17 protein-coding genes are annotated in these 16,691 nt (G+C 67.1%); 3 read left to right on the top strand and 14 right to left on the bottom strand.

All coding sequences use genetic code 11. The features are described 5' to 3' along the window. Positions 1-287 precede the first annotated feature (287 nt). The 7 genes from E1N52_RS24690 to E1N52_RS24720 all read right to left on the bottom strand — a co-directional run bounded on the left by E1N52_RS24690 (position 288) and on the right by E1N52_RS24720 (position 6,755). Complete coding sequence (locus tag E1N52_RS24690) at positions 288-920, bottom strand: alpha/beta hydrolase (protein ID WP_133185345.1); 633 nt, start codon at positions 918-920, stop codon at positions 288-290. Positions 921-967: 47 nt separating this feature from the next. Further along, positions 968-1,294, bottom strand: coding sequence for a (2Fe-2S) ferredoxin domain-containing protein (locus E1N52_RS24695; protein WP_069265095.1), 327 nt, complete (start codon positions 1,292-1,294; stop codon positions 968-970). 160 nt (positions 1,295-1,454) lie between these two features. After that, complete coding sequence (locus tag E1N52_RS24700) at positions 1,455-2,810, bottom strand: VanZ family protein (protein ID WP_246089206.1); 1,356 nt, start codon at positions 2,808-2,810, stop codon at positions 1,455-1,457. Between the two features lie 69 nt (positions 2,811-2,879). Then, positions 2,880-3,536 (bottom strand): ABC-type transport auxiliary lipoprotein family protein, encoded by a 657-nt coding sequence (locus tag E1N52_RS24705; RefSeq protein WP_425468129.1) that lies wholly within the window; start codon positions 3,534-3,536, stop codon positions 2,880-2,882. Between the two features lie 105 nt (positions 3,537-3,641). Continuing rightward, a complete protein-coding gene (locus E1N52_RS24710) occupies positions 3,642-4,607 on the bottom strand; it encodes an MlaD family protein (protein ID WP_133185347.1) in 966 nt (321 codons plus the stop codon). 82 nt (positions 4,608-4,689) lie between these two features. After that, positions 4,690-5,571 carry an ABC transporter ATP-binding protein gene (locus E1N52_RS24715; protein ID WP_425468130.1) on the bottom strand — a complete coding sequence of 294 codons (882 nt, stop codon included), beginning with the start codon at positions 5,569-5,571 and terminating at the stop codon, positions 4,690-4,692. A 50-nt stretch (positions 5,572-5,621) separates the two neighbouring features. Continuing rightward, the gene (locus tag E1N52_RS24720; protein WP_133185349.1) at positions 5,622-6,755 is read right to left on the bottom strand and encodes an MlaE family ABC transporter permease; all 1,134 of its coding nucleotides are present in this window, start codon (positions 6,753-6,755) and stop codon (positions 5,622-5,624) included. A gap of 341 nt (positions 6,756-7,096) precedes the next feature. Here E1N52_RS24720 and E1N52_RS24725 point away from each other — a divergent pair, with 341 nt between their 5' ends. The 3 genes from E1N52_RS24725 (at position 7,097) to E1N52_RS24735 (ending at position 9,117) form a co-directional block, all read left to right on the top strand. Further along, the gene (locus E1N52_RS24725; protein WP_133185350.1) at positions 7,097-8,008 is read left to right on the top strand and encodes a biotin--[acetyl-CoA-carboxylase] ligase; all 912 of its coding nucleotides are present in this window, start codon (positions 7,097-7,099) and stop codon (positions 8,006-8,008) included. Beyond that, a complete protein-coding gene (locus E1N52_RS24730; RefSeq protein ID WP_133185351.1) occupies positions 8,005-8,805 on the top strand; it encodes a type III pantothenate kinase in 801 nt (266 codons plus the stop codon). Before E1N52_RS24725 ends, E1N52_RS24730 begins: the two co-directional genes overlap by 4 nt. Positions 8,806-8,877: 72 nt before the next feature. Beyond that, complete coding sequence (locus E1N52_RS24735; protein ID WP_133185352.1) at positions 8,878-9,117, top strand: hypothetical protein; 240 nt, start codon at positions 8,878-8,880, stop codon at positions 9,115-9,117. Between the two features lie 111 nt (positions 9,118-9,228). Here E1N52_RS24735 and rfaE2 read toward each other — a convergent pair whose 3' ends face one another. The 7 genes from rfaE2 to E1N52_RS24770 all read right to left on the bottom strand — a co-directional run bounded on the left by rfaE2 (position 9,229) and on the right by E1N52_RS24770 (position 16,611). Beyond that, positions 9,229-9,720 (bottom strand): D-glycero-beta-D-manno-heptose 1-phosphate adenylyltransferase, encoded by a 492-nt coding sequence (gene rfaE2 / locus E1N52_RS24740; protein ID WP_133185353.1) that lies wholly within the window; start codon positions 9,718-9,720, stop codon positions 9,229-9,231. 153 nt (positions 9,721-9,873) lie between these two features. Further along, positions 9,874-10,743 carry a ferritin family protein gene (locus E1N52_RS24745; protein ID WP_133185354.1) on the bottom strand — a complete coding sequence of 290 codons (870 nt, stop codon included), beginning with the start codon at positions 10,741-10,743 and terminating at the stop codon, positions 9,874-9,876. Positions 10,744-11,229: 486 nt separating this feature from the next. Then, complete coding sequence (locus E1N52_RS24750) at positions 11,230-12,435, bottom strand: patatin-like phospholipase family protein (protein ID WP_133185355.1); 1,206 nt, start codon at positions 12,433-12,435, stop codon at positions 11,230-11,232. 108 nt (positions 12,436-12,543) lie between these two features. Further along, a complete protein-coding gene (locus E1N52_RS24755; protein ID WP_133185356.1) occupies positions 12,544-13,290 on the bottom strand; it encodes a PhaM family polyhydroxyalkanoate granule multifunctional regulatory protein in 747 nt (248 codons plus the stop codon). A gap of 119 nt (positions 13,291-13,409) precedes the next feature. Next, complete coding sequence (locus tag E1N52_RS24760) at positions 13,410-14,234, bottom strand: enoyl-CoA hydratase/isomerase family protein (RefSeq protein ID WP_133185357.1); 825 nt, start codon at positions 14,232-14,234, stop codon at positions 13,410-13,412. 59 nt (positions 14,235-14,293) lie between these two features. Then, positions 14,294-15,424: an ABC transporter substrate-binding protein gene (locus E1N52_RS24765; protein ID WP_246089210.1), complete on the bottom strand. Its 1,131-nt coding sequence runs from the start codon at positions 15,422-15,424 to the stop codon at positions 14,294-14,296. Between the two features lie 194 nt (positions 15,425-15,618). Next, positions 15,619-16,611 carry a fumarylacetoacetate hydrolase family protein gene (locus E1N52_RS24770; RefSeq protein ID WP_133185359.1) on the bottom strand — a complete coding sequence of 331 codons (993 nt, stop codon included), beginning with the start codon at positions 16,609-16,611 and terminating at the stop codon, positions 15,619-15,621. Positions 16,612-16,691 lie beyond the last annotated feature (80 nt).

Raw genomic sequence — 16,691 nt, forward strand, 5'->3', positions numbered from 1 at the left:
AGGTCGGGCTGAATTGGGACGGGATGAACGTAGCGCGCCATGCGGCGCACGGTCGGAGAAAGCCGGAATGCCGGTGCCGTGCATGCGCCGATCGCGGCGCAGCAAGCACAAAATTGGCGAACATTATACGCGTCACGTCGTGGCGAATTTTCGCTAAGTCACACGTTTGCGCATACCTGTCGTGCATTTTTCACGCATTTCTGCCGACATACGCGAGGTGACGAACGGCTTGCATCGGGCCCCGAAACTGTGGGGCCAACTGCGGGGTCAACTGCGGGGCCGACGCTTCAACGCCAGGCTTCGACGATGATGCGCTTGAGGATATGCAGCTTGCGGTGCAGGAAATGTTCTGCCCCCGGAATCACGACGATCGGCAATTCCTGCGGACGCGCCCATTCGTACACTGAGAGAATGGGCACAGTGTCGTCGAGTTCGCCGTGGATCACGAGCGTGTCGTCACGCACGGGCGCGACCTCCCAACGGCTCGCAGCCGTCCCGACGAACACCATGCGCTCGATCGCACCGCCCTCTTCGAGATAGCGCTTCGCGACGTGCGAAAGCACGAACGTGCCGAACGAAAAGCCCGCGAGCACGAGCGGCACGTCGGCCTGGCCCGGTTGCGCGCGCATGTAGGCGATGAGTTCGAGCAGATCGTCCTGTTCGCCGATGCCGTTGTCGTGCGTGCCCGCCGTTTCGCCCACGCCGCGAAAGTTCGAGCGATAGGTCGTGTAGCCGAGCTGCACGAGCGTGCGCGCGAGCGTCTGCGCGACCTTGTTGTCCATCGTGCCGCCGAAGAGCGGATGCGGATGCGCGACGAGCGCGATGCCGCGCGGCGTCGTGCCGGCTTCGGGCACGTCGAGCGCGCATTCGATCTTGCCGACGGGACCGTCGATCTGGAATTTTTGTGTCTGGGCGTTCATCGTGCGGCAGTCCTTACGGGTACTTTTGGGCCGTGCATTGGGGTCAATCAGCGATCGATCTTCAGGCGCTCGACCACCTGGCCGTTCTGCAGATGCGAGACGACGATTTCGTCGATGTCGCTCTCGTCGATGTACGTGTACCACGTGCCTTCGGGATACACGACGACGGCCGGGCCCTCCTCGCAGCGGTCGAGACACCCCGCCTTGTTGATGCGCACCTGGCCGGGACCGGCGAGGCCCAACTGCTTCACGCGCTTTTTCGCGTACTCCTGCATGGCTTGCGCGTTGCAATTCGCGCAGCTCGGGCGGTCCGCGCCGGGGTCGCGCTGGTTCAGGCAGAAAAAGACGTGGTACTTGTAGAACGAATCGGTCATGGCGTGAGGCACCGGTGAGTGTCGTGCAGTGAGCGCAGGCTTGCTGAAAGCGCGTGGCCCGCCTTGGCGGCAATACATTGCGTTGCGCGAGCGTGGCTGCGCGGCGATTCGGTCGATTATAACGAGCGCGGCGTGAACGCTCAGGCGAGCGCCCGCGCCCTCACCGGTCGTGCCGAGCGCGCTTTGCGGCGCGCCGCACGAGCCACGCGCGTTCGAGCGAAAACGCGGTCCACGCGAGCGCGGCCCAAGGCCACGTCCATGCGAGCCAGCGCGCGAGGCCGTTGAAGTGCAGGTAGCGGCCCTGGCGCCAGTCCGCGAGCACGACGTCGAAATACGGGTTCACGGGCAGCACGTTCACGAACACGAGGGCCACAGCGAGCGCGAGCGTCGCCGCCGCTGCGCGCACGGCGTGCGGCAGACGCAAGGCGAGAAACGCGAGGAGCGTGCCCCACACGAGGCCCGCGAGCGCCCCGGGCGTCGCCCAGTCGAAGATGAGCCCGCTTTGCGACTGCAGAAAGGTCGCGCCTACCTTGACGACGAGCGTCACCGCGATCAGCGCGATGACGAGCCGCGCGCGCGGCGCCCGCGAACGCATGGGGAGCGTCGCGAACGCGGCCGCGCCAAACAGGTTCAGCGTCGTGACGATCGCTTCCCAGCCGCTATCGGGCAGGCGCGCGGCGAGCATGTCGGGCAGCGAGCGCAGATGCCAGGCGGCGGGCGTCCAGGCGAGCACGGCGTCCTGCATCGAGCCGTCGAGGCGCTGCCAGAGCGCGCGCGCCCACTCGCCGAGGCCGAAGAGGCGCGGCGTGGGGTACATCGTCGCGAATGGCCAAAGCCCCGCCAGCACCATCAGCACGGCCGCGTCGCGCTCGAACCAGCGAAAGCGCAGACGGCGCAGGAAGCCGCGCTCGAGCAGCGCGCCGGTGGCGGGCGCCGCTACGAGCGCGCCGAGCAACGCGCCGAGTGCATTCGAGGCGAGATCGAGATTAGATGCCACGCGCGTGGGCAGCCAGGTCTGCACGGCCTCCATGATGCCCGAGAGCAGCGTGCCCGCAATGGCGGCGAGCAGCACGGCGAGCCAGCCGCGCCAGCGCGGCCACGCGGCGAGCACGACGAGCGCGCCGAACGGCATGTAGCCGAGCACGTTGGTGACGATGTCGAAAACCGTCCAGTAGCGTGGCCATGGGTCGCCGAGATAAGCGAAGGGACTGAGGCCGAGCGAGCGCCAGCCGGAGAACGGATACCACGAGCCGTAGACGATCAGCGCGGTGTAGAGCGCGAGCGATTGGCGCGAGAGCGTCGAGGCCCGGCGCGGCAGCGGCTCGCGTGCGCCGGCTGGGGACGACGATGGTGATGATGGCGCGGATGCGGGCGTGTCGCCGCTGGCGATCGCACCGCGTTCGTCACCAGCGCCATGGCCTCCGCTTTGACTACCGCTCTGGCCACCCTCGTCGCCGTCCATCCCGCGCCGCCCGCCGTGCGGGGCGCGCAGCCTGAGCCGTCCCGCTTCGATCATGCCGCTATCCCGCCCTTGCCCCCGATGCCACGCCGCGCATTGCGATCGCGCGACGCCTTTCTATGCCCCTCAAGGCGTGCCCGCGAACGACTGCGTGCTCAGCCACGCGCCCAGTTGATTCGCGAAATCGTCGCTGGCCGCCTGCAGCGCGCGCACGCCGCCCGCGGCGTCCGGCGTGGCCGCCGGCGCGCGCGTCGCAAACGAGCGCTGCGCCAGCACCCTGCCGCCCTGCATGAGCGTTGCGCGCGCAGCCAGCACGCCCGCGCTTTGCGTGGGGCTCTCGAACACCTGCTCGAACTCGTACAGTTCGACCTTGAGCATCGGCGCCTGCACGGCGTCACCGCCCGCGAGCACCGTTGCGTGCGCGCCGAGCGACGTGCGCAGGCGTTCCGTGAGCAGGCGCGCGGGCGACATCATCCAGCGGCTGTTCGCGTAGCGCGCCGTGCGCTGCGAGTCGAAATTCATCCGGTAGAGGATGCCGTCGTTATCGAGTGGCGGCGGCGCGCTCACGGCCAGCACCTTCAAGAGCGGCCTGGCGCCCGGCGCGCCGGGCACCGCCGGGGTGGCTTGTGCGCCCGGCGCTTCCTGCGACGACTGCAGGCCAAGGTCGTAGCGAGCCTCGTTGATTTCAGGATTGCTCGCGCAGGCGGCGAGGAGCGCACCGAGCGCGAGCGCCGCCAGCCAGGCTGAGCCGGCCGCTGCGGCGCGTTGCATCGATCGTGGCAGGCGTGATGTGCGTGACATTGCGTTTCCTTCTTTGGCGCGCGGCGCATGCGCCGCGCGAAAGTGCATCGAATGGTGTCGCGTACGACCGTCAGGCAGCGGCGCGGCCTACTTCGTCCCCGCAGCGGACGGCCACGCAAAGCCCGGCTCGCCGGGCCCGGGCGCCGGCTGCGGCGCGCCGCCGAACAGCACACTGCGCGGGCTCGTGCTGAAGGTGCCCGCCGCGCGGTCCACGGCGCGCATGGCCGAGCGCACGTCGTCGGTCAGCGAGTCGACGCGCGGCAGCGTGTCGTAGCCCACGCGCGCCGACAGGTCCTGGATCGAGGCGTCGATCGAGGTGAGCGCCGCGCCCGCCTGCGCCGCCGCCGTGCCGGCCTTGTTGAGGTTGGTCTGGAACGGGCCGTCCGGGCGGTTCATGCTCGTGATGAGCGTGTTGGTCGACTGCAGCGTGTGCTGCAGTTCCGTCACTGCGCCCGGCAACTGCTTCGTGGTGGGCTGGAGCTGCTCGGCGAGCACGTTCACGCTGCTCGCGGCCTGCTGCAGGCTGTTGACGGCCTGCATCACCTGCTTGCGGTTGTCCTCGGAGAGCATTTCGTCGATGTCGCCGGCAATGTTGTCGAGCTTGCGCAGGAGCGCGTCGCCGCGGCGCTGGAGCTGGTCGAGCAGGCCCGGGCGCAGCGGCAACTCGGCCACGCGCGCTGGCGAAGAATGCAGCGGCGAGAGGTCCACGCCGTTGTCGTCGAGCTGCACGAACGCGATGCCCGTCACGCCCTGCAGCGCGAGCGAGCCGAAGGTGGAGCGCGTCATCGGCGCCTTCTGGTCGACGAGAATGCGAATGCGAATCTGGCCCGGATGCTGGGTATCGAACTTGATCGACTGCACCTTGCCCACGTCGATACCGCGAAAACGCACCGCCGCGTCCGGATAGAGGCCCGTCACGCTCGAGCGCGAAATGAGGTCGTACGGCACGCGCACAGACCGATCGGCGCTGAAGAAGATGACGACAAGCGCGATCACGATGAGCAGCACTATCGTGAACATGCCCGCCCAGAACGCATGCGGTTTGTTTTCCATCGTCAGTTTCCTTCTTTGGCGGCCACGGCGCGCCGGTTGAGCCGGTCAGGCCGATCGAGCCGGATAGCGGCGTGCGCGGGCCCTACCACGGCTTGTACCCCACGGCTGCGGGAGCGAGCGCCGCCGGCGGCAGCTTCGCGCGCCGCTCGGGCGGCAGCGCCTGGAGCGCGCGGCGACCGCGCATGCCCAGAAAGTACTCGCGGATGAACGGATGATCGACACTAGCCGCCTCTTCGACGGGCGCCGCCACGAGCACCCTGCGCTCGGCCAGCACCGCCACGCGCGTGGAGAGCGCGACCATGGCGTCGAGGTCGTGCGTGACGAGCACGACGGTGAGTCCCAACGCCCGGTGCAGCGTGCTGATGAGCTCCACCACTTCGTCGGAGGAGCGCGGGTCGAGCCCGGCCGTGGGCTCGTCGAGAAAGAGCAGCTCCGGCTCCAGCACAATCGCGCGCGCGAGGCCCACGCGCTTGATCATGCCGCCCGAGAGCGCGGCAGGCATTTTCGAGGCGTGCTTGCACGGCAACCCGACCATTTCGAGCTTGAGCATCACGATGTCGCGCAGCAGGGCGGCCGGCACCTTGCCGAGCTCGCGCACGGGCTGGGCGATGTTGTCGAACACCGTGAGCGACGAGAACAGCGCGCCTTGCTGGAACAGCATGCCGGTGCGCGTGCGCATGAGGCGCGCGCGCTCGGCGTCGATCGTCGAAATGTTTTCGCCGAACATCTTGATCGTGCCCGAGGTCGGCTTCTCGAGCCCGAGGATCTGGCGCACGAGCGTGGTCTTGCCCGAGCCCGAGCCGCCCACCAGCGTGACGATCTCGCCGCGGCGAACTTCGAGGTTCAGATGCTGGTGGACGATGTTGCGCCCGTAGCGCTTCGAGAGGTTGTGCACCTCGATCACCGGCTCGCCGATCGTCGGCAGCGGCAAATCCTGCGCGACCTCCCGCAGCGGCGTGGTGATCGTGCCGGTCGTTTTCGTCTCGATCGTCGTAACCGTCGTGCCAGTCGTGCTCATGAAAGCCCCACGTTCTGGAACAGGATCGCGAACACGGCGTCGGCGAGGATCACAATCGTGATCGACGTGACGACCGACGTAGTCGTGCCCTCGCCCAGGCTCTGAGAATTCGCCTTGATGCGAAAGCCGAAGTGACAGCCCACGATCGCCACCAGCATGCCGAACGCCACACCTTTGCCGAGGCCGATCCACACGTTGGCGATCGGCACGACGCTGGGCAGCGAGCGGAAGAACCACGAAATGTCGATGCCCAGCACGATCTTCGCCGCGATCGCGCCGCCTAGCAACGCAATGATGTCGGTCCAGATCACGAGCAGCGGCATCGCTACGCCGAGCGCGATCACCCGCGGCAGGATGAGGCGCAGGCCGTGCGAGATGCCCATCACGCGCATCGCGTCGAGTTCTTCGGTCACGCGCATCACGCCGATCTGCGCGGTGATGGCCGAGCCCGAGCGCCCCGCCACGAGAATCGCCGAGAGCACGGGCCCGAGTTCGCGGATCACCGCGAGGCCGAGGATATTGACGATGTACTGGTTCGCGCCGAAGAGGCGCAATTGCTGCGCCGAGAGGTACGACAGCACGATGCCGATCAGAAACGCCACGAGCGCCGTGATGGGCAGCGCGCGCGCGCCGGCGTTGTAAATGTTCGCCGAAATCTCGATCCACGGCGTGACCTTGGGCTTGCGCACCACGAGCAGCAGATCGAGGATCACGCGCCCGAACATGGCGATGCCGCCGTACAGGTGGTCGAAGAACGAGAAGATCGCGAGGCCGAGCTGCGTGACGGGATCGATGCGCACGACGCGCTCCGCCGGCTCGCGCACGGAGTCGAGCAGGGCGATGCGCTCGAAGATGTCGCGCTGCGTTTGCGTGAGGTCGACGAGATCGGCCGGCATCTTGTGGCCCCAGGCGCGCCAGAGCGCCTGGCCGCCCACGTGGTCCATGCGTTCCACGCGCGAGAGGTCCCATTCGCCGATGCGCTCTTCGGCGAGCGCGCGCAGACGGCGCGCGGCGCCGCCCTGGTCGCGGTCGCGCGCGAGCGCGAGCGCTGTCCACTGGCCAGACAGGCGCACGGTCTTTCCGTGGGTGCCGGCCGAGACTTCAAGGCCGGGCGGCGTGTCTTGATTCAAGGGTAAGCACTCGACGGACGGGGTGAGCAAACATTGTAGCGAACGCGCCCCGTTTCGTCGGTCCGAAAGCGCACAGCCGGCGCTCAGACACGACGCAAGCTGTGGGCAACTCTCTGGATAACGTGTGGACTGCCTGTGGGCGGCCTGTGAATTGCCTAAAGATTAAGCAAATTATGGGGAAATCGGCGGTGCGATTGCCACCTTCGAATACCTTCGCCCCTGTGGATGATTCCGTGGATAACCTGTGGGCCGCCTGTGGGTGGGATGTGGATTGCCCACATTTCGGGTCGAAGCCGGCGTCGCGGGCTGCTACCCGCGCCCCAGCCACTACAATATGAGACATGAATGCGACGCCCCCCACCCCCGATACTCCGAGCGCCGGCGACTGGCGCATCGACCGCAACCGCGCGATCACGCTGTTCGGCCCGGCCGCGAACGATTGGCCCATCGAGATCGTCGAGGAAACCGGCTCGACCAACGCCGACCTCATGGCGCGCCTGAAGGCGCTGCCGCAAAAGCGCGACGCGCTCGCGCGCCCGATCGTGCGCGTGGCCTATCTGCAGACGGCCGGCCGGGGCCGCCGCGGCCGTACGTGGGTCGCCCAGCCCGGTGACGCGCTGCTGTTCTCGATCGGCTGCGTGCTGCCGCGCCCGATCGAAGGGCTTGCGGGATTGAGCCTCGCCATCGGCTCGGCGCTGGTCGACGGCCTGCGCACGCTGCCCGTGACCGCGCCCGGACAAATCGCGCTCAAGTGGCCCAATGACGTGCTGCTCGAAGGCGACAAGCTGGTGGGAATCCTCGTGGAGACCGCCTGGACCACCGCCGACGCCACAGCGGTCGTGATCGGCATCGGCACGAACGTGCGCGGCGAAGATGCGCTCGCCGCCAAGGTCGAGGCGCTCAACGCCGCCGGCGGCAGCGCGGCAGTCGTGCCCGGCACGACGCCCACGGCGCTTTCGCGCGCGTGGCCGAACGCCAACCTCACCGATACGCTCGCCGCCGAACTCAACGCGCTCGAAGCCGCGCTGCAACGCTTCGGCGCGGCGGGCTTTGCGCCCTTCCAGGCGCGCTGGAACGCGTGCCACGCATACGCGGGCCGCGAGGTCGCCATCTACGAGCAGGGCAAGGAATTGCTGCGCGGCACCGCGGCCGGCGTGGACGAGCGCGGCCAGTTGCTCCTCGATACGCCGAACGGGCGCGAGACCGTTACGGCCGGCGACGTGTCGCTGCGGCTCGCGGACAGCGGCGCATGAGCCGAGGCCCCTTCCTCCTGATCGACGCAGGCAACAGCCGGATCAAATGGGCGCTCGTCGCGCAGGATGGGTCGCGCCTGCACGCGGGAACGATGGATCATGTGCGCGACGACGACGTGCAATCCACGCCTGCCGCTCGTGATGCCGGTGGCGAAGAATGGGCGACGCTGCCCCGCCCCACTGGCGCGTGGATTTCGAACGTCGCGGGCGCAGCGGTCGGTGAACGCCTCGACGCGCTGGTGGAGGCGCACTGGCCGGGGCTCTCGCGCACCGTCGTGCGGGCCTGCGCGCAGCAGTGCGGCGTGACGAACAGCTATGCCACGCCCGATGCGCTCGGCAGCGACCGCTGGGCCGGCATGATCGGCGCACACGCCGCATATCCGGACGAGCCGCTTCTGATTGCGACATTCGGCACGGCCACCACGCTCGAAGCGCTGCGCGCCGACGGCACGTTCGTGGGCGGCATGATCGCGCCGGGCTTCACGCTGATGATGCGCTCGCTCGGCGAGCACACCGCGCAACTGCCCGTGGTCGCCGGCGGCATGGCGAATGCTACCCACCCGGGCATTGCCTTCGCCACCGACACGCGAAGCTCGATCTCGGCAGGCTGTGCGCTCGCGCAGGCCGCGCTCATCGAGCGCGCCTGGGCCGATTTGCAGGATGCGTGGAGAATGCCGGTGCGGCTCGTGGTGAGCGGCGGCGCAGCGGCCGAAGTGACAGCGGCGCTCAAGGTACCGCATACTCGACACGATGCACTGGTGCTGTCGGGCCTCGCGCTCATCGCGGCGCAGTCCTGAGACGCGCGACCCACGCGCTGCCCCATATCTGGCCCTGAAACTGAACGAACGATTTCGAAGGAGCTTCACACGATGCTGCGCTGGCTGATCGCCATTCTGATTCTCGCCAACGGGCTGGCCTTTGCGGCCATTGGCGGCGTGTTCGGCCCGACGCCCTCGTCGGGTACGCGCGAAACCCAGCACCTGAACCGGCAGATCCACCCCGAGCGGCTCGTGGTGAAGGCGATCCGGCCCTCAGAATCAGCCGACGTCCCGACCGTCGGCGGTCCGGTGGCGGATCCGTCGGTGCAGGCGTCGACCCTCACGCAGTAAGCGACACTGAAAACGCAACCGGCCGGAGGTCGGGCGCGCCCAAGCGATGGGCGGCCCTGCCTCCGGCCGGTTTTGCATCGTCCGCAGCACGCTGCGGACGTACGTCGAAACTTACTTCGATCCTTCCTGCGCGCGCACTTTCTGCAGCAGCTTCGTCGTGGAGCGGTCGTGCTCGAAGGCAATCGCGAGCGCCCGCCCGCCCCAGCCGCGCACCAGCGCCGACTCGGGCAGCGCGTCCATGTCGTAGTCGCCGCCCTTGACGAGAATGTCCGGGCGCAAGGCCCCGATCAGCTCGACGGGCGTCTGCTCACCGAACTGCACGACCCAGTCCACGCTCTCCAGCGCCGCCAGCAGCGCCATGCGGTCGTTCTCGTTGTTGATGGGGCGGTCGTCGCCCTTGCCGAGCATCTTCACCGAAGCGTCGCTATTCACGCCGACGATCAGCGTGGCGCCCAGCGCCTTCGCATCGGCGAGATAGGTGACGTGACCGCGGTGCAGGATGTCGAAGACGCCGTTGGTGAACACCACGGGGCCGGGCAGCGAGGTGCGCAGTTGCGCGAGCGCCTCGCGGGTCGTGATCTTGCGTTCGAAGGTAGCGGGCATGGAATGAGGCTCGGATAAAAAATAGGCGCGGATCGAATCAAGCAAGTCATCGACGAGCGCGCCAATGAAAACGGCCCGTCACGCGAGAAGCGCTTCGGGCCGTCCCGGTCGCGGTGCGCCACGAAAGGCGCGCACGCGCGATGTCCCGGCGCGTCAGGCCGGCTGTTGCGTGCCTTGCTCGGCCTGCAGGCGCTGCACCACTTCCTTGCGATAGCGGTTCAGTTCCTGCGCCGTGGTGAACGTGCGCTCGAACAGGATCGAGAGGTTGTGCAGAATGCGCTCGATCACCTTCTTTTCCCAGCCGTCGTCGAAGCGGATCTGCTCGTCGAGCCAACGCTCGAGCCATTCCGGGTCGGGCAGGCGCGACTGCACGGTGTCGCGCGGGAACAGCGCCTGGTTCACGTGCAGGTTCGTCGGATGCAGCGGCTTCTCGGTGCGGCGCGCCGAAGCCATCAGCACGCCGATCTTCGCGAACGCCGCGCGCGCGACGTCGCCGAAATTGGTGAGCGCCTTCTTCATGTAACGCAGATAAGCGCCGCCGTGACGCGCTTCGTCGCGCGAAATCGTTTCGTAGATGGCCTTGATGACCGGCTCCGTGTGCCATTCGGCGGCACGGCGATACCAGTGGTTCAGGCGGATTTCGCCGCAGAAGTGCAGCATGAGCGTTTCGAGCGGCGGCGCCGGATCGAACTCGAAGCGCACGGCGTGCAGCTCTTCTTCGGTCGGCACCATTTCCGGCTTGAAACGGCGCAGGTATTCCATGAGCACGAGCGAATGCTTTTGCTCCTCGAAGAACCACACGCTCATGAACGCCGAAAAGTCGCTGTCGTGATGGTTGTCGCGCAGGAACATTTCCGTGGCCGGCAGCGCCGACCATTCGGTGATCGCGTTCATCTTGATGGTCGCGGCCTGCTCATCGGTAAGGAGCGACGCATCGAACTTGTCCCAGGGAATGTCCTTTTCCATGTCCCATCGGACCGATTCGAGCGATTTGTAAAGTTCCGGATAAAGCATCGTGTTCATAGTCCCGCCCCTGATCTGCGCATAACGCGCGCATGACGAATTCGTAGCGTGCCGCGTGCCCGCATACAACGCGGCCGCGCAGGCAAAAAGCATTTAATTTTACGCGGTATCCGGCCCTCTGGACGCAATCGCAGACCGGCGAACGCAACACGCGTTGCCCCACGACAATCCAGCCAACCGGAATGAAGGCGCCGTCGTGGATTCTGGGTAGCTGCTCCGTTCCTTGAACCCGGCCGCCTGATACCGCTGATCACCACCGATACCCGCGAGGCGTGCGAGTCGTCGCCGCGGGCCTCTGCGACACAATGCCGCACTCTAGCACCCCACGTTCGACGTCCTGTTGCCACACCTTGCTGGCTGATTTTCCAATGGGCAGACATCCCGCCCGTCAAGGCCGCGGAACCTGCGCGGCGAAGCGCCGCAACGCCGCCCGCAACTCCCACAAATGACCAGAAAAACCTTACACAATAATAGCATGCCGATGTTTCAGTTCCGCCGCACCCCGAAATCCATGATCGCGCCGTCTGTCGGAGCTTTGAGCCAAGTCAAAAGAACATCACTTTGAGCGAGCGTGTCGTGGTAACCCAGCTCGATCAATTCCCGCGTGAATTCACGCTCGAACAGCAAATAACTCGCGAACGCCGCGCCCGAAGCGCGGTTGCCGCCCATCGCCCCCAGCAGCATGCGCACCGAGCGCGGCAACTGCTGCAAGTGGCGCGCGGCAATCAGTTCGATACGCTCGCTCGGCGCGATTGCGAGCACTTCGACATGACGCCAGCCGCTTTCCGGCTCCACCGTGTGCGGCAGTTGCAGGACCATGCGGTTCACGTGCTCGATGCGCTCGATATCGGCGCCGAGCGAGTCGAGGAACACGCTCGCGAGCACCTGCTGGCCGATCTGCGCGAGCGTCGGATACCGGTCGATGTCGGGGCGCGCCGCGGGCACCTCCGGCGTGGGCGCCGCTGCGCCCAGCACGACGATGCGCTGCGCGCCGAAGTGGATGGCCGGCGAGAGCGGTGCGATCTGCCGGATCGAACCGTCGCCGAAATATTCGTGACGTCCGTCGAGTTCGAGACGCACTGCCGGGAACACGTATGGAATCGCAGCAGATGCGAGCACATGGGCAGGCGTGAGCGCGACCATGCGCGCGGTACGCTGCGCGCGCCGCCACGCGGTAATCGGCTCGCACGCCTGATAGAACGTGACATGCCGCCCCGACGAATAGCTGAGCGCCGTGACGGCGAGCGCGTAGAGTAGCCGCTCGTCGAGCATCTGTTCGATGCGATGGAAATTGAGCGCGTGCGGGAGCATGCGCGCGAGCGGCGTGCTGTCGAACAGGGTGCGTGGCGCGGCGTGCGCGCCCACGCTCGATACGGCCCAGCCGAACGCGAGCGCGGCGAGCCAGCGCGCGCCCGCAGCCGCGACGCCGGGCCAGTCGGTGCGATAGATCTGGCTGGCACGCATGTTCGACCAGACGTCGACGAGGCGCGCCGCGCCGTGCGCGAACTGGTCGGCGTGACTCGCGATCGAGGTGGCATTGATCGCGCCAGCCGAGGTGCCGCAGATCACCGTGAAGGGCATGGCACGGCGCGCCGGCTCGGCCTGGCCGGCCAGTTCCGCAAGCGCGCGCAAGGCGCCGGCCTGGTAGGCCGCACGCGCGCCGCCGCCCATCATCACGAGCGCAAGCCGCATGATGCCGACGCTCCCCGTTGTTGTTCAGCTTTTGTCCCGCGGTTGCCCTGCTGTTGCCTTTCTGTTGCGTCCCGCGGGACGGTTCTTCGTGACGTGACGCCGCGCGCCTTATTCCGGCTGTGCTGGCGCCTTCTTCGCGCCGCGCGGCGCGCTGCGGCCCGCGCCGCCGCTGTTGCCATTGCCGTTGCCGGTGTTGCTGCTCCGCTTGGCGGTACTGCTGCGTTTCGCCGTGGCGGCTTCGGTCTTCGCCTGCACCTCGGTCACCGCTTCGGCAGCCGCTTGCGCGGCCTGCGCCGCGGCGGCGGGCTGCGCCATCGCGAATTGCGCGAGCTGGTTGAACTGCGCCTGCACGAGATTCCACCACGAACCCGCGTCGAAGCCCGGCGGCGCGGATGCCGCGCCCTCGGGTGCTGTGCCTGCGTTCGCGGCATCCGGCTCGGCGGCCCGCTCGCGCGCGGCACCCGTTCTCGGCGCTTCGGATTCGGCGTGCGTCGGGGTCATCTGCGCCTGCGCGAACGCGCCGAACGCACGCAGCGTGGTGAGCGTGGCGCGCTGTACCTCGAGCGCCTGGATGGCGGACTGCAACATACCGAGATTGAGCTTGAGCCACTGCTCGACGGCGCGCAGATCGGTGATGCGCTTGTCGAGTTCCTCGATGTTGGTGAGCGGCGTCATCATGTCGGTCATCATCGAAAGCGGCGGGCCAAAGGCTTGCGCCACGCCCGGCTCGCCCCCCGGGAACGCGCCGCCGAACGGCGTGAGGCGCATCATCCCCCACATCTGGTCGAGCATTTCGGCGGGCGGAAAGCCTGGAAAGCCCGGGAACGGCGGCATGGTGCCTGCTGAGTCGGTCATGCGGAACTCCCTCGCATAGATAGGTGGTCAAATGCGCGCGCGTGGGCGGCACGAAACGATCTCTTCGATGATAGCGCGCGTAAAAGCAGAAATCGGCAGAAAGCACGAACCAAAATGCGTCAGAATGGATCGCCGCCCGGAAAATCCGGCGCGCGCCGCTCGCGCAGCGACTGCACGCCCTCGCGCACGTCGGGTCCCGCAAAGCCCATGAATTCGAGCGCAAGCGACGTGTCGAAGGTCGGCCCCGCCATGCGCAGCCAGTTGTTGAGCGCGTACTTGGTCCAGCGCACCGCGGTTTGCGAACCGTTGGCGAGGCGCTTCGCCACTTCGAACGCCTTCGGCAGCAGGTCGTTCTCGTCCACGGCGAGCGAAACGAGGCCGATGCGTTCCGCCTCCTCGCCGCTCACCGGCTCGCACAGCAGCAGGTAATACTTCGCCTTCGCCATGCCGCACAACAGCGGCCACACGATCGCCGCGTGGTCGCCCGCCGCAACGCCGAGGCGCGTATGGCCATCGATGATGCGCGCCGTTTTCGTGGCGATGGAAATGTCGGCCAGCAGTCCCGCGACGAGCCCCGCGCCCACCGCCGGACCGTGCATCGCCGAGACGATCGGCTTGCCGCAGTTGATGACGTTGTAGACGAGGTCGCGCGCCTCGCGCCACACGCGTGCGCGCACGTCGAAATGCGTAGCCATGTCCTCGACGAGCTGCAGGTCGCCGCCCGCCGAAAAGCCCTTGCCCTCGCCGCGAATCACGGCGACGCGCGCGTCGGGATCGCGGTCCACGTCGCGCCAGATCTCGGCGAGTTCACGGTGCATGTTGGCGTCGGCGGTCGCCAGACTGCTCTTGTTCGCGCCCTCGCCGCTCATCACGATCTCGACGATGCCGTGTTCGTGCCGGCGCACGCGCAGAGCCTGATAGTGGGCATAAAAAGGATCGTTCATGCGCGGACCTCCTTTGCTTCGGATTGCTGATTACGTGAAAGCGATGGCAGTGCCGCTCATCAGTGCGGCTGATACACCCACTTGCCGTCGCGGATCTCGACCATCACGCGCGCTCGCGCGTCGAGGCCGAGGTGATCGGTGGCGCTCATGTTGACGACGCCATTGGTGTCATGCAGCCCGTGCGTTGCTTCGAGTGCGTCGCGCAGCGCGTGGCGAAATGCGGGCGTGCCAGGCGCAGCCGACTTGAGCGCGACGGGTATCGCGTTCTGCAGCAGGAGTCCCGCGTCCCACGTGTACGCGCCGAACGCCGACACGGTGCCCGCGCCGTTACGGGCTTCGTAACGCGAAATATAGTCGAGCGCGAGGCGCCGGCCGGGCTGGTCCTCGGGCAGTTGCGCGGCTACGAGCACCTGGCTTGCGGGCAGGAAGGTGCCGTTGCAGTCGGCGCCGCACACGCGCAGGAAGTCGCGGTTGCCCACGCCGTGGTTGTGATAGATGACGCCCTTGTAGCCGCGCTCCTTGAGCGCCTTCGGCGGCAGCGCGGCGGGCGTGCCGGCCGCGCCGACCACGACCGCGTCGGGATGCGCCGCGACGATCTTCAGGACCTGCCCCGTCACGCTCGGATCGGTGCGATTGAAGCGTTCGTTCGCGACCAGCTTGATGTCGTGCTGCTGCGCGGCCTTCGCGATCTCGGCATAAAACGTCTCGCCGAGCGCGTCGGCCTGGCCGATATAGGCGAGCGTCTTCACGTTGTGCGCGGCTGCGTGCTCCAGGATCGCACCGGCCATCATCGCGTCGGTTTGCGGCGTCTTGAACATCCAGTGGCGCTTGTCGTCGACGGGCTCGATGATCTTCGCCGACGATGCGAGCGAGATCGTGGGCGTCTCGCCTTGCGCGATCACGTCGAGCATCGCGAGCGAGTTGGGTGTGATCGACGAGCCGATGATCGCGTCGACATGCTGTTCGTCGATGAGTTTCTTCGTGTCCTGTACGGCCTGGGTCGTGTCGGAGGCGTCGTCGAGCACGACGTACTGGACTTTCTGGCCCGCGATCTCGGTGGGGAACATCGCGGCGGTGTCGCGTGCGGGAATGCCGAGCGAGGCGGCCGGGCCCGTGAGCGAAAGCACGAGGCCGATCTTGACCTGCGCGAGCGCAAGCGTGGGCGCACAGATACTGAAGAGCGAGGCGATGCATACAGCAAGACGGCTGGGGCGAGAAGCGTTCACGGTGTCTCCTTGTCGTTCGTTTTACGTTTGGATGCTGCGTGCTTCTACGGCTCGTACCTTGACTGGTCTCCCCGATGCGCTCGAAGAAAAAGGGCGTTCGCCAGTGTAGCCGCACGCGTGGCGCGCGGCATCCGGCGAAACCCTTCAGCGTTTGCGTGTCATTGCTCGCCGTGGAGCGACGTCACAGCCTGATCGATCGCGCCGAAAATCGACTTGCCCGCTTCGTCGAGCATCTCGATCTTCACGCTGTCGCCGAACTTCATGAACTCGGTGCTCGCCTGTCCGCTTTCGATCATTTCGAGGCAGCGCTTCTCGGCAATGCAGCAGTAGCCGCGCTTCGCGTCCTTGTTCGAGACCGTGCCCGAACCCACGATGGCGCCCGCGCGCAGATTGCGCGTTTTCGCAGCGTGCGCGATCAGCTGGCCGAAGTGGAACACCATGTCCGTGCCGGCATCGGGCTGGCCGATCTTCTTGCCGTTCCAGTGCACGATGAGCGGCAGGTGCACGCGCCCTTCGCGCCAGTGCTCGCCGAGTTCATCGGGTGTGACCATCACCGGCGCGAACGCGCTGGCCGGCTTGCTCTGGAAAAAGCCGAAGCCCTTCGCGAGTTCCGCGGGAATGAGGTTGCGCAGCGAGACGTCGTTGACGAGCGTGACGAGCCGCACAGCCCGCAACGCTTCGTCCGGGCTCACGCCCATCGGCACGTCGCCGGTCACGACGGCGACTTCGGCCTCGAAGTCGATGCCGAACGCCTCGGACGCGCACACGATGTCGTCGCAAGGCCCGATGAAGTCGTCGCTGCCGCCCTGGTACATGAGCGGGTCGGTCCAGAATTCGGCGGGCATCTCGGCACCGCGCGCGCGACGCACGAGTTCGACGTGATTCACGTACGACGAGCCATCCGCCCATTGGTACGCACGCGGCAGCGGCGCCATGCAATCGCGCGCGTCGAAGCTGAACGCGTTGCGCGCGCGCCCGTAGTTGAGCGCGTCGTACAACTCGGCGAGCTGCGGCGCGTAGAAGCGCCAGTCGTCGAGCACGCGCTGCAGCGTGGGTGCGATCGCGTCGGCGATGGCGGCGCTGCGCAGATCGCGGGAAACGACGATCAGCTGCCCGTCGCGGGTGCCGTCCTTGAGCGTGGCAAGTTTCATGGAATCAGACGTGAGTGACGATAAGGGAAATGTATTCTACGATGGTGAATCGGCGGGCCCCAAGCGGGCGAGCCGTATGC

Source organism: Paraburkholderia guartelaensis, from assembly GCF_004353905.1.
In the GTDB taxonomy this organism is placed as follows: Bacteria; Pseudomonadota; Gammaproteobacteria; order Burkholderiales; family Burkholderiaceae; genus Paraburkholderia; species Paraburkholderia guartelaensis.